General features: G+C 65.9%; 13 protein-coding genes. 4 read left to right on the top strand and 9 right to left on the bottom strand.

The window, feature by feature from the left end; genetic code table 11:
- The first annotated feature begins 30 nt into the window (after positions 1 to 30).
- Positions 31 to 3,102: a TonB-dependent receptor plug domain-containing protein gene (locus ACVPT3_RS12725; protein ID WP_492041241.1), complete on the top strand. Its 3,072-nt coding sequence runs from the start codon at positions 31 to 33 to the stop codon at positions 3,100 to 3,102.
- Between the two features lie 161 nt (positions 3,103 to 3,263).
- On the opposite strand, the gene ftsA is transcribed toward ACVPT3_RS12725, so the two are convergent.
- The 5 genes from ftsA to murC all read right to left on the bottom strand — a co-directional run bounded on the left by ftsA (position 3,264) and on the right by murC (position 9,026).
- A complete protein-coding gene (gene ftsA / locus ACVPT3_RS12730) occupies positions 3,264 to 4,556 on the bottom strand; it encodes a cell division protein FtsA (RefSeq protein ID WP_492041242.1) in 1,293 nt (430 codons plus the stop codon).
- Positions 4,557 to 4,615: 59 nt separating this feature from the next.
- Entirely contained in the window at positions 4,616 to 5,500 is an 885-nt protein-coding gene (locus ACVPT3_RS12735; protein ID WP_492041243.1) for a cell division protein FtsQ/DivIB, read from the bottom strand.
- Positions 5,488 to 6,429: a D-alanine--D-alanine ligase gene (locus tag ACVPT3_RS12740; protein WP_492041244.1), complete on the bottom strand. Its 942-nt coding sequence runs from the start codon at positions 6,427 to 6,429 to the stop codon at positions 5,488 to 5,490. Before ACVPT3_RS12740 ends, ACVPT3_RS12735 begins: the two co-directional genes overlap by 13 nt.
- A gap of 87 nt (positions 6,430 to 6,516) precedes the next feature.
- Positions 6,517 to 7,440: a UDP-N-acetylmuramate dehydrogenase gene (gene murB, locus ACVPT3_RS12745; RefSeq protein ID WP_492041245.1), complete on the bottom strand. Its 924-nt coding sequence runs from the start codon at positions 7,438 to 7,440 to the stop codon at positions 6,517 to 6,519.
- 173 nt (positions 7,441 to 7,613) lie between these two features.
- Positions 7,614 to 9,026 carry a UDP-N-acetylmuramate--L-alanine ligase gene (gene murC / locus ACVPT3_RS12750; protein ID WP_492041246.1) on the bottom strand — a complete coding sequence of 471 codons (1,413 nt, stop codon included), beginning with the start codon at positions 9,024 to 9,026 and terminating at the stop codon, positions 7,614 to 7,616.
- 169 nt (positions 9,027 to 9,195) lie between these two features.
- Between murC and ACVPT3_RS12755 the strand changes: the two genes are divergently transcribed.
- Positions 9,196 to 11,283, top strand: coding sequence for a carbon starvation CstA family protein (locus ACVPT3_RS12755; RefSeq protein ID WP_492041247.1), 2,088 nt, complete (start codon positions 9,196 to 9,198; stop codon positions 11,281 to 11,283).
- Entirely contained in the window at positions 11,276 to 11,521 is a 246-nt protein-coding gene (locus ACVPT3_RS12760; protein ID WP_492041248.1) for a YbdD/YjiX family protein, read from the top strand. The genes ACVPT3_RS12755 and ACVPT3_RS12760 overlap by 8 nt, the downstream gene beginning before the upstream one ends.
- Before the next feature lie 6 nt (positions 11,522 to 11,527).
- Here ACVPT3_RS12760 and ACVPT3_RS12765 read toward each other — a convergent pair whose 3' ends face one another.
- Together ACVPT3_RS12765 and ACVPT3_RS12770 are read right to left on the bottom strand one after the other, a co-directional pair.
- The gene (locus tag ACVPT3_RS12765) at positions 11,528 to 12,796 is read right to left on the bottom strand and encodes a S41 family peptidase (protein ID WP_492041249.1); all 1,269 of its coding nucleotides are present in this window, start codon (positions 12,794 to 12,796) and stop codon (positions 11,528 to 11,530) included.
- Positions 12,797 to 12,846: 50 nt separating this feature from the next.
- The gene (locus ACVPT3_RS12770; RefSeq protein WP_492041250.1) at positions 12,847 to 13,557 is read right to left on the bottom strand and encodes an SDR family NAD(P)-dependent oxidoreductase; all 711 of its coding nucleotides are present in this window, start codon (positions 13,555 to 13,557) and stop codon (positions 12,847 to 12,849) included.
- A 41-nt stretch (positions 13,558 to 13,598) separates the two neighbouring features.
- On the opposite strand from ACVPT3_RS12770, the gene ACVPT3_RS12775 reads away from it, so the two are divergent.
- Positions 13,599 to 14,297: an HAD family hydrolase gene (locus ACVPT3_RS12775; RefSeq protein ID WP_492041251.1), complete on the top strand. Its 699-nt coding sequence runs from the start codon at positions 13,599 to 13,601 to the stop codon at positions 14,295 to 14,297.
- Between the two features lie 4 nt (positions 14,298 to 14,301).
- On the opposite strand, the gene ACVPT3_RS12780 is transcribed toward ACVPT3_RS12775, so the two are convergent.
- Complete coding sequence (locus ACVPT3_RS12780) at positions 14,302 to 15,096, bottom strand: hypothetical protein (RefSeq protein ID WP_492041252.1); 795 nt, start codon at positions 15,094 to 15,096, stop codon at positions 14,302 to 14,304.
- Positions 15,097 to 15,178: 82 nt separating this feature from the next.
- Entirely contained in the window at positions 15,179 to 18,082 is a 2,904-nt protein-coding gene (locus ACVPT3_RS12785) for a TonB-dependent receptor plug domain-containing protein (RefSeq protein WP_492041253.1), read from the bottom strand.
- Between the last annotated feature and the right edge of the window lie 169 nt (positions 18,083 to 18,251).

Raw genomic sequence — 18,251 nt, forward strand, 5'->3', positions numbered from 1 at the left:
GCGCCGGATTCATGTTGGGGAATCTAAATTATGAAGTGCAGTAGGAAAAACCTGCTTGCGACCACCGTCATCGCCGGGCTGGCGATCATGGCGCCGTCGTTGGCCATGGCTCAGTCACAGACCAGCCAGAACTCACCGTCGGAAGACGAAGATGAAAAAGCCGCGCAGGTTGAGGAAGTCGTCGTCACCGGCTCCCGCATCCGCCGCAACGAATTCACCAGTTCGCAGCCGATCCAGGTGATCACCTCCGAACAGGCCGCGCTCGAAGGGACTGTCGACACAGCCGAACTGCTTCAATCATCCACCGTGGCGAGCACGGCCACGCAGATCAACAACTTCTTCACGGGCTACGTCGTCACCGGCGGCGCAGGCGTGAACACGATCTCGTTGCGAGGTCTCGGCGCTAACCGGACCCTGGTCCTGATCAACGGCCGTCGCGCCGGCCCCGCCGGCATTGGCGGAACCGTCGGACCCACCGATCTGAACACCATTCCGAGCTCGCAGATCGAGCGCGTGGAAATCCTGACGGACGGCGCATCGTCGATCTACGGCTCCGACGCCGTGGCGGGCGTGGTCAACATCATTACGAAGACCACCCAGGACGGCGGCAATATCACCGCTTTCGCAAACCAACCGTTCGAGTCCGGCGGCGAGGAATATCGTATCAGCGCCAGCCAAGGCTGGACGTCTGATCGTGGCTACCTGACGGTCGGCGCCGACTATTACGAGCGCAAGGCGCTGCTGTTTGGGGATCGTGAGGAATTCGCCTGCCCGCAGGATCGCTTCTATTACGATCAGGAAATGCTGATCCGTGCCGATATCGTCGATCCCGCCACGGGCGACTATAAGTGCAACTCGTCGATCAACGCCTTTGTTCGCTCCTACCAAGTCATCAACGGCGCATACCGGTCGTTTGACTTCGCGCCTGACGCCAGCGCCGTTACCGGCGGCGGCATCATCGGTTGCGACTTGAACGGCTGGCGCTTCCAGGGTGGCGGTTACAACGCCACCCCCGGCTACGCCGCCGCCAACCGCAACTGCCAGATCACGACCTATCCGACCGACACCCGTCGCGAGCTTCAGGGCACCTATCCGACACACTCGGATCGGTACGACTCGCGGACCGCAATTTCGCCGCTGAAGCGCTACAGCCTTTCGGCCTTCGCCGGATACGACCTTACGCCCAACGTCGAACTTTACGGCGAGTTCCTCTTCAACCGCCGTGAATCCGAACAGAATAGCTGGAGGCAGCTGTTCCCCAACGTCTTCATCGGCGCGCCGAACTATCCCTGGGCGCCGCTGCAGCCTCTGGGCGCGACGAACAACTATGCCTTGCCGATCGCACACATGAACATGGATGCTGATCAACAGGTCGATTACTGGCGTGGAGTCGCCGGTGCTCGCGGTCACATCGATGTGCACCGCGGCCTCGATTGGGACCTGACCGTCCAATACAGCCGCTCGGAAGGCACCTACGGCAATAACTTCTTCTATGCCGACCGCGTGTTCGCTACGTCCGGCTATCACCAAGGCCGGATCGTGGACGGCGTGACGGTCGTGCCATCGGGCTTTGTCTCCGGCGCGAACCGCACGGAGTTCTGGAACACCGGCTGCGTCACGGCCTGGTTGACGACCGCCACCAGCTGCCCCGCCGGCGGCGTCAACTGGTTCACCAACGACTACCTGCTGAACGGACAACTGGCCGCCGATGAAGCGGACTTCATCGTCGGCTACGAACAGGGCACCACCTTGTACGAACATGCCTACATCGAAGGCGTGATCAGCGGCGAACTGTTTGACCTGCCGGCCGGCGCTGTCGCCGGCGCCTTGGGCTTCCAAATCCGCAAGGAAAAGCTGGACGACCAACCAGGCGCACAGGCCCAAGCTTCGAACTCATGGGGTCTGACGACCGCCGGACGCACGAAGGGCGAAGACACCATCAAGGAAGTGTTCGCAGAAATCGAAATCCCGGTCCTGCAGAACCTGCCCCTGTTCGACGACTTCTCCCTCAACCTCTCGGGCCGCTATTCGGACTATGACTCGTACGGCGAAAGCTCGACCTACAAGGTCGGCTTCAACTGGGCGGTGACCCCCGAATGGCGTATTCGCGCCTCGCACGGCACGGCCTTCCGGGCTCCGGCCCTGTACGAGCTGTATCTGGCCAATCAGACCAGCTACACTGGCCAAGGCGTCGATCCCTGCATTAACTGGGGCGAATCCACCGACGCCGATGTCCGGACGAACTGCGCGGCCGAAGGCATTCCGGAAGACTACAACGCCGGCGGCGCGTCCTCGATCATGGTTATCGCGGGCGGCGGCGCTGGTGTTCTGGAGGCGGAAACGGCGGCGACCGACTCGATCGGCCTGATCTGGACCCCGACGTTCGCCGATCTGAACATCGCGCTCGACTACTACAGCGTGACGATCGAAGATCAGGTGTCCCGCTTCGGCGCCGGCAGCATTCTGGCGGGTTGCTACGGCGCCGGCACCGAACGCAATACGGCGCTTTGCCAACTGTTCGACCGTGGCGCTGCGGGCTCCACCCGTGAGTACCAGATCCTTACTGTTCGTGACTCCTACATCAACATCGCCGAGCAAGTCAGCGAAGGCCTGGACCTCAATGTTCGCTACCGCAAGGAGCTGAGCTTCGGCGACGTAACTCTGGGAGCCCGCGCGTCCTACATAACCAAATGGACCTACCAAGTCTTCGGTGAAACGGAAGCCGAAGATCAACTGGGTTACATCGGTTATCCGGATTGGACGGCCAATCTAAACGCCCGTTTCGACCGCGGCGATTGGACGGTCTACTATAACGTCGATCTCATCCCTGAGACCAGCAACGAACGGACCGCCGACACGGTCAGCTACTATGGTGAAACCGTGTACCGCGACGTGACGGCCGAAGCCTACATGAACCACAACATCTCGATCCGCAAACGAGCGGACATGTGGACCTTCCAAGTGGGCATCAACAACCTCTTCAATGAGAACGCGCCTTGGGTCTCGAATGGCGGCGCGACTCGCGTCGGCAACGTCTCGCTGGCCTCCCAGTATGACTGGGCCGGTCGCCGGGCCTTCGTCTCGATCAGCCGCAACTGGTAGTCTGACGACGAACCAAACTTTGAAGGGCGGTGGGATTTCCCACCGCCCCTTTTTCTATGTCGGCAAACATTGTCGCGGCGGAGACAGGGACGTGTGTAAGCAACCGCTACCTGCAGGGGGGGGCGGAAAGACCACGCAACGCCAACGAACCGGACGAATAATCAGAGATTATCGCGCAGCCACCCGGCCACGCGCCCCACCACATTTCCGCGGTGAACCCTCGGCGCATCGGCCGCCGTGATCTGCCGCGCCATCAGTTTCCTGGCCGAGACCGCTTCACGCGGGCCATAGGCGGCGCGCAACAGAACGCCGGCGGTGGCGCAGAAGGCGGGGCCGGAAGCGGCGTCGGCCAAATGCGGCGCCCGCTGGGGTTTTCCAAGGCGGACAGGTCGGTCGAACACCCGAACGGCCAGTTCCCGCACCCCGTTCAGCTGACTGGCGCCGCCGGTCAGGACCAGTCCTGCGCCGGGCTCAAGCCCCACGCCGGCGTTCTTCAGCCGGTCACGCAACAGCTCCAGCGTCTCTTCAACGCGCGGGGCGATGACGGTCTTCAGCATGGCGCGCGGGACAATGACCGGGCCGGCGGAGGCGTCCTCGCCGCGCGGCGGGGCCTCTAGCATTTCGCGGTCTTCGTTGGCGCTGGCCATCGCCGAGCCGTGCAGGGTCTTCAACCGTTCGGCGCCGGCCTTGGATGTGGACAGGCCGCGTGCGATGTCCGACGTGACATGATCGCCGCCGACGTTCAGGCTTTCGATGTGCAACAGCGACCGGCCGCCCCAGACGGCGGCGCTGGTCGAGCCGCCGCCCATGTCGATGCAGACGGCGCCCAGGTCCATCTCGTCCTCTTCCAGCGCGGCCAGGGACGAGACGACGGGTGCGGCGGCCACGCCCTGCAGGTCCAGGTGCGCCAGCTCGAGACAGTGGCTCAGGGTCGTAAAGACGTTCTCGGCCATGGAGACGACCAGCAGGTCGAGCCCCAGCGAACCGCCGCGCATGGACCGCGGATCATGCACGCCGCGCGCGCCGTCGACCGACCAGGCGATGGGCAGGACGTGGATCGGGCGGCGGTTGGGCAGACGGATTTGGGCCAGGGCCATGCCGATGGCGCGCGCCAGATCGGCGTCCCCGACCGGATTGGCGCCCAGGGACACCCGGGCCTGGACCCGGTGGCTGGCCATCTGGCCGATGGCGGTGGTGACGACGACGCCGGAGACCGGGCTCTGGGCCGCGCGCTCGGCCCGTTCGACCGCGTGGCCGATGGCCTGGGCCGCCTCGTCCATATTGATGATGGCCCCGCCCTTCACGCCCTTGGACTGGACATGGCTGGCGCCCGCGACGCGGATAGTGCGGTCGGCGTGGCGCACGCCGTCAGGCTTCATGATAAAGCACGAGACCTTGGACTGGCCGATATCCAGGGCGGCGATCACGGGGGCGCGGCCGGCGCGGGGGTCCATACCCCGGCCCTGGTCGTTCGCCGATCCGCGCTGCTTTCCCGCCATATCGTATTGGTCCTTTAAGCGTCGGCGGCGGGTCGCACGGCGACCTCGTCCGGCGTTCTGAGATCGACCCTGGCGAAGCCCAGGTCGAGCAGGCGTTCGCGCTGATCCAGCGCGTCGAGACGGATCAGGGCCGCCTCCTGTTCAACGGCGGGCAGCTGGATCAGGCTGCCGTCCTTCAGGCGCAGGTCCCAGCGGCGCTCGTCCACCCGCACCAGGGCGTCGATCCGGCTCATCAGGCGCGGACGTTGTGCCAGCAGGGGCAGAACCTCGCTGGCGGCCAGATCCGCGCCCTTGCCCACGACCAGAGGCAGGGTGGGATAACGGCGGGCGTCGGCGCCCTTGATGACCTGGCCGCGCGAGTCGATGACCTTGATCTGACCGCCCTCCTGCCAGACGGCGAGGCGGTCATGTTCCTTGATCTCGACGATCAGGGTGTCGGGCAGCAGGCGCACCACGCGCGCCTCCCTGACCCAGCCGACGGCCTGCACCCGGTCGCGAATGGCGTCCAGGTCCAGACTTGTGATCGGCTGACCGGAATACAGACCCAGCGCCTGCTGGATGGCCGGCTCGGCCTCGGCCGAGGCGCCGGTGATATGGACCCGCTTCAGCGACAGGCCCATGCCGGCCGTCATCCCGTCGATCCCGTGCGAGACCGACTGGCCGATCCGTTCGGCCCGAGCGCCGGTCGCCAGAACCCCGACGACCAGCAGGGCGCTGGCGCCCAGGGCGATCATGACGGTGCGGGGCGAAACATCGATACGGCCGATGGCGGCCATCTTGCCGGGGATAGCGGACACGGGCTTGGGCGCGCCGCCGCGCGGCCGCCCGCCCTTCTTGGAGGCGCCGCCACGCGAGGAACCCGAACTCTGTCGCCGACCGCCGCGAACTACCGCGGGCATGAGGCGTCCTCCACCATCCACCGAACCAGGTCTTCGTAGCTCATTCCGGTATGGGCGGCCTGCTCGGGAGCGAGCGAGGTCGGCGTCATGCCCGGCTGAGTGTTGACCTCCAACAGAACCAGATCGTCCTTAACATCGTCATAACGGAAGTCGCTTCTGGACACGCCTCGGCAACCCATCGCCACGTGGGCCGCCTCCGCCTGACGCAGGGCGGCCTCGAACACGGCGGGCGGCAGGACGGCGGGCAGGACGTGGACCGAGCCGCCCGGCGCGTATTTGGCTTCGTAGTCATAAAAGCCCTTGGTCGGGGTGATGTCGGTCACGGTCAGGGCGCGCGGTCCGGTCGCCTCGCCGATCACGGCGACGGCCAGCTCCTTGCCGGCGATATAGGGCTCGACCATCACCTGTTCGCCATAGGCCCAGCCGGGCTCGCCCACCTCGGCGACCGGCCGATTGGCGCCCTCGGTCACCAGATAGACGCCGACGGACGAGCCTTCGGCGTTCGGCTTGACCACATACGGCGGCGCGATCACGTGGCGCGCCGCCACCTCATGACGATCATACAGGCCGCCGCCGGGAACCTTGATCCCGGCCGCCTTCAGCACGGCCTTGGACTTGTGCTTGTCCATCGCCAGGGCCGAGGCCAGAACCCCGGAATGGGTGTAGGGGATCTGCAGAGTCTCCAGCACGCCCTGGACGCAGCCGTCCTCGCCCCAGGCGCCGTGCAGGCAGTTCAGCGCCACATCCGGCTTGATCAGACCCGACAGCACATTGGCTAGGTCTCGCCCTGCGTCCACGCGGCTGACGCGCACGCCCTGCCGTTCCAGCGCCTGGGCGCACTGCTCGCCGGAGGTCAGAGACACCTCCCGCTCGGCGGAAAGACCGCCCATCAGGACGGCGACATGAAGGTCTTTGAAAGCGCGGGTCATGGGCTCTCCGATTGCGGCCGACTTGTTTAACAGGCCGTCAACCTTATCGCCCGCGCGGCGTGAAAAATGTGTGTCAAACTCTGGCGGTCAGAGCCGCCGGCCGATCCGCTTAATTTCCCAATCCAGCTGAACGCCGGTCTTCAACAGGACGTCCGCCCGCACCGCCTCGCCCAGGCCTTCGATGTCGGCGGCGGTGGCCTCGCCGGGGTTGATCATGAAGTTGGAGTGGAGGTCGCTGAACATGGCCCCTCCCCCCCCGTACGGCGCTGGCTCGGCGTGCAGTTTTCCGCGCCAGCCGGCCTCGTCGACCAGTTTCCAAGACGAGTGACCGGGCGGGTTCTTGAAGGTCGAACCGCCGGTCTTTTCGCGGATCGGCTGGGTGGTTTCGCGGCGGCTGGTGATTTCGGTGATGCGGGCGGCCACGGCCTCGGGCGCGTCCGGCGTCCCGCGATAGACGGCCTCGACCCAGATGATGTCGGCCGGCGCCTGCGAATGGCGATAGGTGTAGCCGAAGTCGGCCAGGGCGTAATCGACCCGCTCGCCCGCCCGCGTCAGACCCCAGGCCGAGACCAGCACATCCTTGGTCTCCGCGCCGTAGCAACCGGCGTTCATGGTCAGGGCGCCGCCGACGGTGCCCGGAATGCCGGCGTAGAACTCCAGCCCCGCCAGCCCCGCCTTGGCGCTGGCCTTGGCCACCATGGAATCCAGCGCGCCCGCGCCGGCCGTGATCGTGTCGCCGTCCTTCGTCACCTGCGCCCAGGGCCGTCCGGCCAGGCGGATGACCACCCCTTCGACCCCGCCGTCGCGGACGATGACGTTCGACCCGACGCCCAGCACGGTCACGGGCGTGGAGGGATCCAGCGCCTTCAGGAAGTCAGCCAGGTCGTCCGCATCCGCCGGGATGAACAGAACTTCGGCCGTCCCGCCCACCCGGAACCAGGTGAAGGGCGCCAGGGGTTCATCGAGCAGCAACTTGCCACGCACGGGAGGAAGGTTGTCACGCCAGGTCATCAGATCCTCATCTCTCACCTTACCTTCCCCCGTAGGGAGAAGGTGGCCCGCAGGGCCGGATGAGGGACCGCTGGAGGGCCAGCCCGCACCACCTTACCCCTCACCCTTTCGCGCCAGAACGACGGCTTCGCCGCCGTGCGCTAAAGCCCTCTCCCGACGGGAGAGGGTGACTATCAACCCAACGCCTCCAGCTGCGCCGGCAAGCCATAGGCCCAGCTGGTGATGTCGCCGGCGCCCAGCAGCACGACCACATCCCCGGGCCTCGCCTCTTCCTTGATCAGGCGCGGCAGGACGGCGGCGTTCTCAAGGGCCTGAACATGGCGGTGACCATAGCGGCGGATGCCGTCGGTCAGGGCGTGCTTGTCCACCCCCTCGATCGGCTGTTCGCCGGCCGGATAGACGTCGGCGACGATCACGCTGTCGGCATCGGAAAAGGCGGTCGAGAACTCGTTCATTAGGTCGCGCAGCCGGGTGTAGCGGTGCGGCTGGACCACGGCGATGACCCGGCCCTCAGTCACCTGGCGCGCGGCCTTCAGCACGGCGACGATCTCGACCGGATGGTGGCCATAGTCGTCGACGATCCGCACGCCCCCGACCACGCCCGTGGTGGTGAAGCGACGCTTGACCCCGCCGAAGCCGGCCAGACCCTCGCGGATCGCCTCGTCGGACACGTCCAGCTCGCGCGCCACGGCGATGGCGGCCAGGGCGTTGGAGACATTGTGCCAGCCGGCCATCGGCAGGTGCACGCCCTTGATCGTATGTGTCTCGCCGTTCTGGATCAGGACGTCGAACCGGCAACCGTCTGGCCCCATCTCGACATTGTCGGCCCGCACCATGGCCTGGGGATTAGTCCCATAGGTGACCAGCCGCCGGTTATCGATCGAGGCGACCAGCTTCTGCACCTCGGGATGGTCCAGGCAGACGGCGGCGAAGCCGTAGAAGGGGATGTTCTCGACGAAATCGACGAAGGCCTTCCGCACCGCGTCGAAGTCGCCGTAGTGGTCCAGGTGTTCCGGGTCGATATTGGTCACAATGGCGACGGTGGATTTCAGCCGCAGGAAGCTGCCGTCGCTCTCGTCCGCCTCGACCACGATCCAGTCGCCGTCGCCGACCTTGGCGTTGGTGCCATAGGCGTTGATGATGCCGCCGTTGACCACCGTCGGGTCCAGGCCGGCCGCGTCCAGCAGGGCCGCGACCATCGAGGTCGTCGTGGTCTTGCCGTGGGTGCCCCCGACCGCGATCGAGAACTGCAGCCGCATCAGCTCGGCCAGCATCTCGGCCCGGCGCACCAGCGGGATGCGGCGCTCGCGCGCGGCCTTCATCTCGGGATTGTCGGCCTTGACCGCCGTCGAATAGACCACGGCCGAGACGCCCTCGCTGACGTGAGCGGAATCGTGGCCGATGAAGATCCGGGCGCCCAGTTTCTCCAGCCGTTCGGTATTGGCGCTGGCCTTGGCGTCCGAACCCTGAACCGAATAGCCAATCTTCAGCATGATCTCGGCGATGCCGCTCATGCCTATGCCGCCGATGCCGACGAAATGGACGGGACCGAGGTCGAATGGGACGGGGCGAAGGCGAGCGATCATCCGATGCGCTTAGCAAGGGATTAAGCGGAATGCACGGGGGCGCGTGTATCCAAGTTGGGAACCCGGATGGACGGATGGCGTGTACGACTTTAGTCGATTGGCCTTAGGCTGGTCTATCGTGCAAACAGGCTGTGAAACCTTCAGCCGTTCGGTCGAGTAGGAGTAAGTCGTGGGCAAACTCAGCACCCCCCTGATATTCGGGGCCATCGCGATCTTGGGGGCCGTGTCGTTGGGCGTCATCGCCCTGCACCAGGGCGAAAGCATCAGCGCGGTCTGGATGGTGGTCGCCGCCGTCTGCACCTACGCCATCGCCTATCGCTTCTACAGCCGCTTCCTGGCCAACAAGGTCATGCAGCTGCAGCCCTCGCGCCCGACCCCGGCCGTGCGGCGCGACGACGGCCTCGACTATGTGCCCACGCCCCGTAACGTCCTGTTCGGCCACCACTTCGCCGCCATCGCCGGCGCGGGGCCGCTGGTCGGGCCGGTGCTGGCCGCCCAGATGGGCTATCTGCCCGGCGTGCTGTGGATCCTGGTCGGCGCGGTGCTGGCCGGCGCGGTTCAGGACATGATGGTCCTGTTCATGTCCACCCGGCGCGACGGCAAGTCGCTGGGCGACATGATCCGCACCGAAATGGGCAATATCCCCGGCATCATCGCCCAGGTCGGCGTCCTGATGATCATGGTCATCATCCTGGCCGTTCTGGCCCTGGTCGTGGTCAAGGCCCTGGCGGAGAGCCCGTGGGGAACCTTCACCGTCGCCGCCACCATCCCCATCGCCATCTTCATGGGCCTGTACACCCGCTTCCTGCGCCCCGGCCGCGTGGGCGAGGTGTCGGTCATCGGCGTCGTGCTGCTGATCCTGGCCATCATCGGCGGCGGCCATGTCGCGGCCGATCCGTTCTGGGGCCCGGCCTTCACCCTGACCGGCCCGACCCTGGCCATACTGATGATGGTCTATGGCTTCATCGCCTCGGTCATTCCGGTCTGGCTGCTGTTGGCCCCGCGCGACTATCTGTCGACCTTCCTGAAGATCGGGGCCATCGTCGCCCTGGCCATCGGTATTCTGATCGTGCGCCCGCACCTGCAGATGCCGGCCGTCACCCCCTTTATCGACGGCACCGGCCCGGTCTTCGCCGGCGCCCTGTTCCCCTTCCTGTTCATCACCATCGCCTGTGGCGCCGTATCGGGCTTCCACGCCCTGATCTCGTCGGGCACCACGCCGAAACTGCTGGAGAACGAAAGCCAGATCCCGCTGATCGGCTATGGCGCCATGCTGTGCGAAAGCTTCGTCGCCGTCATGGCCCTGATCGCCGCCACGGTCCTGGACCCGGCGGTCTATTTCGCCATGAACAGCCCGGTCGCCATCATCGGCAATGATGCGGTCTCGGCCGCCGCCGCCGTGGCCCAGTGGGGCTTCCACATCACCCCCGGCGAGCTGGAGCAACTGGCCCGCGACGTGGGCGAGCACTCCATCCTGTCGCGCGCGGGCGGCGCCCCGACCCTGGCGGTCGGCATGGCCCACATCCTGTCGGGCGTGATCGGCGGCAAGGCCATGATGGCCTTCTGGTACCATTTCGCCATCCTGTTCGAGGCCTTGTTCATCCTGACCACGGTCGACGCCGGCACCCGCGTCTGCCGCTTCATGATCCAGGATCTGCTGGGCGTTGCCGTGCCCAAAATGCGCGAGACCAAGTCCTGGGGCGCCAATGTCGTCGCCACCGCCCTGACCGTCAGCCTGTGGGGCTATTTCCTCTATACCGGCGTCGTCGACCCGCTGGGCGGCATCAACAGCCTGTGGCCCCTGTTCGGCATCGCCAACCAGATGCTGGCCGCCATCGCCCTGATCCTGGGCACGGTCGTCCTGTTCAAGATGAAGCGCGAGAAGTTCGCCTGGGTCATGGTCGTCCCGGCGACCTGGCTGCTGATCTGCACCCTGACGGCCGGCTTCCAGAAGCTGTTCCACCCGGAAGTCCGCATCGGCTTCCTGGCCCACGCCCGCAAGTATCAGGAAGCCCTGGGCGCCGGCGAACTGATCGCCCCGGCCAAGAGTGCGGGCGACATGCACCGCATCGTCATCAACGACTACGTCAACTCCACTCTGACGGCGGCCTTCCTGTTCGTGGTCGTGACCATGGTCGTCTATGGCGTCCTGGCCTGCCGCAAGGCCTATCTGAACAACCGGCCGACCGTGCGCGAATATCCCGAGAGCCACGAGCTGACGGCGGCCGACGACGCGGCGGACGTGGCCCGTGCTTGAGGCCGGGCCTAAGCCCTCGAACGAGGACCTGCTCTGCCTGTGCCGCGACACTGCCCTGCGGTGGGGTCGCGGCGTCAGGCGGACGGCGGGGGCCATGATCGGCCAGCCCGACTACGACGCCTATGTCCGCCACGCGGCGACGACCCATCCCGACCAGCCTCCGCTGGACAAGACCGCCTTCTTCCGCCTCCACGAACAGCGCCGCTTCGGCGGCGCGGGCGGCTTCAAATGCTGTTGAACGGATCTATATCCCGCTGACGGGAGGCTCGACCCGCGCCCGATCCTCGGCCTGAAGCGCGGCGATGGCCGCCTCCAGCGTCGGGTCCTCGCCGGCGCGGCGCTGGATCACGGTCCGGGGCGCCGCGACATCCGGGGTGACGCCGCGCTTCTCCAGGCGCACGCCGCCGGCGGTGACGAAGTCGGCGCGGCTGAGCGTCAGCCGCCCCCCGTCGGGCAGATCCGTTTCCTGCGCGATCAGCACCGACCCACCGGTCTTCTCGCCCACGACGATGCCGCGCCGCGCCTCCTGCAGGGCCGCCGGCGTCAGTTCCGCAGCGCTGCGACTGCCCTGGTCCACCAGAACCGCCACATCATTGGCCGCCGGGTCGCGCCGGTCGCCGCAGTTGCCCGACGCCCGCAGCACGACGCCGCGACCATTGCGCCCCGTCCGCGTCGCCCACGCCTGATCCCGCGGCAGGAAGCAGGTCAGGACCGATTCCGCCTCCCACAGACGGCCGCCCGGATTGCCGCGCAGGTCCAGCACCACGTCGACGTCGGCGGGCAGGCCTTCCAGCTCCCCGCCCATCCACGGACCCAGCCCCTGACCGAACTCCTCGACCCTCAGCACCAGCACCCCCGGCCGCGACTTGTCGGCCGTGAAGGGCTCGATCGCATCCATGACGCGCGGTGTCAGCGTCGCCTCGCGCCGCCTCCCCGTCTCGTCCGTCAGGACCAACTGCACCGTCTGCCCCTCGCGCGCCTCGATGTCCGGCCCCCACGGCTGGCCGTCGACGGTGTTCAGCGTCCAGCCCAGTTGCACGCCCGCCGCCTCGGCCGGCGATCCGGCGCGAATACGCTCCACGGTCCAGTCGTCCGGCGTCTCGCCCCGCATCAGCGTCATGCCCATGACGGCGCGGCGTTCGTACTGCGTCTCCTGGCGTCGCACGGCGGTCGGCGGGCTGGCGGCGGCGTGACCGTCGTCCAGCAGGTGCAGCATGGCGTTCAGAACCCGATACAGCGCCCGCTCATCCGACGCCGCCAGGGCCTGCGGCCGGAACTGCGCCCGCGCCGCGTCCCAGTCCACGCCGTGCAGGGCAGGGTCGTAATAGCCCCGTCGAACCTCGTTCCACACCCGGTCGAACACCCGCTGGTTCAGGCGCGCCCGGTCCTCCGTCGGCGCAACCGCGACCAAGGCGGCCAGCGGCGAACGGGAGGGCATGGCCATCGCCCCGCCGCACAGGGGCAGGCCGAGCAACAGGACACTGAAAAGCCGGGCGGAACCTCTGAGGCGCATGGACGGCATCTGACGCAAGAACCCGGCGTCGCTCAAGTCACGACTGCGCGTTATTCGGCCACCCGCGTCCCGTCCCAGGCGAAGACCCCGCCGCTGTCGGCCGGCGTCAGGTCCGACAACACCGCCAGCAGGCGCTCGGCGGAATGTTCCGGCGTGAACAACCGCCCCTCGCTGACACCCTTCTGGAAGGGCGCGCTCAGGCCCGTGTCGACAGTGCCGGGGTGCAGGCCGGCGATCACGGCCTGCGGATGGCTGCGCGCCATCTCGATCGCCAGATTGCGCAGGATCATGTTCAGCGCCGCCTTGGACGCGCGATAGCTGTGCCATCCGCCCAGCCGATTGTCGCCGATCGACCCCACCCGCGCCGACAAGGCCGCGAACACCGCCCGCCGGTCGCGCGGCAACAGCGGCAGCAGGTGTTTCGCCGCCAGCGCCGGCCCCACCGTATTGACCCGGTAGTCGCGCAGCAGGTGATCGGCCTCCAGCTGACGCAGGCTGCGTTCCGGCTGAAACCCGTCGTGCAACACCCCCGTCGCCATCATGATCAGGGTCGGCGCCGGTCCCAGACCGATCCGTTCGGCGGCCCGGGCCAGACTGGCCTCGTCCTCCAGATCGGCGGCCAAGCCTTGCGCGCCCGAGACCGCCACGCCCGAGCGGGACACGGCCCAGACCGCCTCGAACGCCCCGTCGACGGCAATCCGTTCGACCATCGCCCGGCCGATCCCGCCCGTCGCCCCGATCACCACCGCCGATCCGTTCATCCCGTCTCCCCTCCGCCTTCGTCCCATGATAGGGGCGCGGCATGAGCATCACCACGGTCGGCCTCGATGCCGATGACACCCTCTGGCACAACGAGACGATCTTCCGCCTGACCCATGCGCGGTTCGTCGACCTGCTGGACGATCACGGCGACGCCGCGACCATCGAGGCGCGGCTGGCCGAAACCGAGCAACGCAACCTGCGCCTCTATGGCTATGGCGTGAAGGGCTTCACCCTGTCGATGATCGAGACGGCCATGGAGCTGTGCGACGGCGGCGCCCCGCCCGAGGTGGTGCGCGAGATCCTCGCCGCCGGTCGCGAAATGCTGGCCCATCCGGTCGAGACCCTGCCCGGCGTGGACGAAGTCGTCGCCGAACTGGCCGAAAACTACCGCCTGGTCCTGATCACCAAGGGCGACCTGCTGGACCAGGAGCGCAAGCTCGCCGCCTCCGGCCTCGGCGACCGGTTCACGGCGGTCGAGATCGTTTCGGAAAAGGACCGGGCCACCTACGACCGCGTCTTCGCCCGCCACGGCACCGGCGCAGCCGAGGCCGTCATGGCCGGCAATTCGATGAAGTCCGACGTCCTGCCCGCCATCGCCGCCGGCGCCTTCGGAGTCCACATCCCCTATCACGTCACCTGGGCCCACGAGCTGGCTGACGCCCCGGTGAACGAGCCGCGCTATGTCTCGCTCGCCCGGATCGACGAACTGCCGGACTGGATCGCGGCGCTAGAGGACTGACGCCTCAGGCGTAGCCCAGAAGGGCGCGCAGCCCCGGGGCATGGAACTCGATTAGCTTCTTCTGCGCCTCCGAGATTTCGTCGGGCAGAACGACCGCGCTGGAAACATTGAGGTTCTGACGCGCCGTTCGGCTCTGTCGCTTGTCCGCGCCGACCCTCACCCGCTCACGCCAGTCTGCAGGCACGGACTCCAGGCCGCAGTCTTCCAGCAAACGCATGAAGAAGACTTCTGAGGCCTTGCTGTCCAGGTCGTCCACCGCATCGACGATGTCCTCGTACCGGTAGAGCACCGCCCGGGTGCCCATCCAGGCGACGACATTATGAGTATACATGTCCTCCAGCGTCGGCGTCCGCTCGTGGATGCCGAAGATCATCATATTGATCAGCTCGTCGGCGGGTATAGCGCCGCTCTTCAGATGCGCCAGGTTGGCCTGTTGAAACTCGTCAGACAAATAGAAGCGCGCTCGCGCCAGCACCCAACTGTGAGGATCACGCGCCAGAACGATATGCCGCGCGGCGCCCAGAGCGTGGACGCCGGAATCGCTGAAAAGTAGATGGCCGCAGCTCATCATCGGCTGGGCGGGATCGAACAGATGACGATGCTGGGCCAGGTTTGGAATCTGCACGAACTCGCGGCCGTAGTGCTGCGCCACCGGTACGAACATCCGCAGAATGTTGCGGATAAGATGCGTGCCGCCCTTGGGGATGCTGTTCAGGAACAGAGGCACCGACAACGGCGCCGGATCAAAGCGCGCCACATCTTCGTCCAGCGTATCCTTCATGCCCAGAATGACCGCCATGTCTCAGACTCTCCGCGAAACAAAAGAGGCGGCAGGTTCGAGAACCCGCCGCCCCGTCAGGACCATATAGCCCGTTTGTCGATCAGAACGACTTGCTGATGCGAACGAAGCCGCGGCGACCGTACATGCCTTCGGTATATTGTGAGGTGAAGGCCGAGGTGCCGACGGTGCTGAATTCGCCCAGGTTCAGGGTGGTCAGTTGCGGCGGCAGTTCGTCGAACAGATTTGCCACGCCGGCCAGGATCGACCAGCTCTCCGCGTCATAGCGAACCGAGAAGCTGTGGAAGGCCGTGAACGGCGCATCAAGCTTCAGATAGACTTCCTGCCCACCGACAGTGGCGGTGTCGCTGCCATACGAGGCATAGTTGCCTTGGTGACCGATCATCTGAACGGCCCAGACCCCGGTCCAAGGACCACGCTCGTACTGCAGGTTCAGGTTGCCGACGAACTGCGGATTGCCGACCTCGCCGAGGGTATCAATGATGTTGTCGGCAAACAGGGCTTCTCGCGATTCCAACTGCCAGGTCGCCTGGCCGTCGATCGAGAACCGGTCGCCCCACGGCAGGTCGTGGGCGTAGCGCGCCGTGAAATCGATGCCGCGGTTGGTCTGTTCAGCAATGTTGATGAACTTGCCGGAGATGGTGTCGATCCGGTGCGTTCCCTCGTTACGGACGAACTGGTTGCAGACTGGGTCCGTCGGGAAATTGTCCGAGAGATAGCAGGCCGAGACGGTTCTCGAGCCCAGGCTCGTGACCTGGTCCTCGATCTCGATCTCGAAATAATCGACCGCAGCGCTGAAGTTGATGAACTTCGGCGTCCAGACCAGGCCGATAACATGAGCCGTAGAGGTTTCCGGCTCAAGTTGTCCCAGGCCGCCGCCCTCGAACAGAGTCGCCGAACTGCCGGCCCCGTTGTGGGTCCCGGGCACGCCGCCGCCGGGTCCGTTCGGGTTGGCGCAGTTGTCGGCAAGACGTTGGCTGATGGTGCCCTCAGCCAGGTTTTGTTGCCAGTTGATGCATGGATCCACGGTGCGCTGGCTGGCGAAGCTGCTCTGGTCGGCCAGATACAGTTCGAACAGAGCCGGGGCTCGGAACGACGTACCCGTGGTGGCGCGCATGCGAACGTCCGGCAAGAACTCCCAGTTCACGCCGACCTTATAGGTCGATGCGCTGCCCGACGTCTTCGTGTTGGTCACCCGGCCCGACAGGCTTAGGTCCAGACCATAGGCGAACGGCATATCCTTCAGGACAGGGATCGACAGTTCGGTGAAGATCTCGGCCGTTCGCTCAGACCCCTGCGTGATGCCGGCGCTGGAAGATCCCCAGGCGTTGGCGTTGCGCGTGATCTCGCCCGGAACGTCGTTGATTTCGTCGTGGCGAATATGGAAGCCGAGCGCCGCCCCGATCGGACCCGCCGGCAGGTCGAACAGCTCGCCGCCCATGAAGCCTTCGACATAGGCCTGTTCATAGACAGTGTTGCCCTTATCGACGTCAAACAGGAAGGCGCGCTGTTCGTCGGTCAGATTACCGGCCAGGAAGTCGGGATCGGCCCAGTTGATGTCGATGCAGGTCCGCCCGCTCACCGGCAGGACCTCGCCGGCGCAGGAGTCAGTGCGGAAGCTCTGGCTGTCAACGGCGTCTTGCAGGATGACGTCGGCGGTATAGTCGCCGTCCGAACGGCTGTACTGGAAGAAGACGTCCCACTTCCAGTCGTTCAGGAAGCTGCCCGGATCGATGAAGTCGCCCCGGACGCCGCCGACGACGCGGGCGTAGTCTACCTGCTGGCTGGCCGAGCTGTGGTTGGTGATCGGCGTGGGGCTGAGCAGATAGTCGCCGCCCCAGCTCTCGTAGCCATAACCAGCGCCGTAAGACCAGTCGCCGGCGTAGGCGTAGTTCCAGAACTGGCGGTAGCCCTTGGTCGAGGATTTGCGGCGATTCAGCAGGACTTCGGCATAGGCCTCGGCGTGCTCGGTCAGCTGGTATTTGCCCTCGGCGAAGACCGTGTAACGCTCAACCTCGGGAATCAGGGTCTGTTCGTCATCAAACGGGTGATTGCCGTTCATGACCGCCGTGCTGGGGCCGTCGTAGCCGACCAGATAGAACCCAGGCGGCGGGACCGGCACTTCGCCGGCCAAACTACCCGGCACGGTCGGGATGTAGTTCCCCAGATCGCCGTCATAGTCGTACTGGAATCGGCCTGGCAAAGAGGCGAAGGTATTATCATAGGCCCAGACGTGGCCCCACAGCAGGTCAAGGCACGCGGGCTTGCCGGTACGCGGATCGATCCGGTCCGCACGATTTCCTTGAGCATCAAACACATATTGCTCAGCGCAGCTGGTGTAATCACGATCACCCTGCAGTTGCTCGAACTGCTTATAGTAGTCGCCTGATATGCTAAAACTGCCGCGCTCGAACGTCTTGCCGAAGGTGCCGGAGAAGTTCATCTGCTCGCCACCGCCCTCGAAGGGTGCGGTATAATAGGCGGTCAACTCGCCGCCGTCCTGCTCGACGCCGGTAATCAGGTTCACCACGCCGGCTACGGCGTCAGACCCGTAGATCGACGAGGCGCCGTCTTTCAGGATGTCAACACGCGACAGGGCCGATTGCGGCAGGACGTTCAGGTCGAACGCCGAAACGCCGCCACGTGTGCCGGCCGGACCGGCGCGACGACCGTTCAGCAGAACCAAGGTGCGGTTGGCGCCCAAGCCGCGCAGCGAAACCGTCGCCGCGCCCGGGCCGCCGTCGGTAACGAAAGAGCTGGAGATCGTCGAGGTGACTTGGGGCGAGCCGGCGGCCAGGGTCGATTGCTGCAGCAATTGCGCCGTGTCGCTGAGACCACGCGCCTGGGCGCTCTGAGCGGTCAGCACCTGCACGGGCGAGGCGCTCGTGTATTCGTTCCTCGGGATACGCGAACCGGTGACTACAATTTCCTCAACTTCGGACGAGGCTTCAGTCTCCGCAGCCGTAGGCTGAGCTTCCTGCGCCATTGCCGGCGCGGCGGCCATCAGAGTAGCGAATGCGCCGCCGACCAAGGCGGAAGCATTCAAAAGTCCCATCCGACGAGTCATGGAATCCCCCAGTGTAGTTCGAAATGAAGCGTCTACTTAATGTGTAATTCGGACCGCAGACCACCTTAATGACGCAAAGTCGACACCT

The sequence above is a fragment of the Brevundimonas sp. FV1ps31S genome (assembly GCF_058681265.1).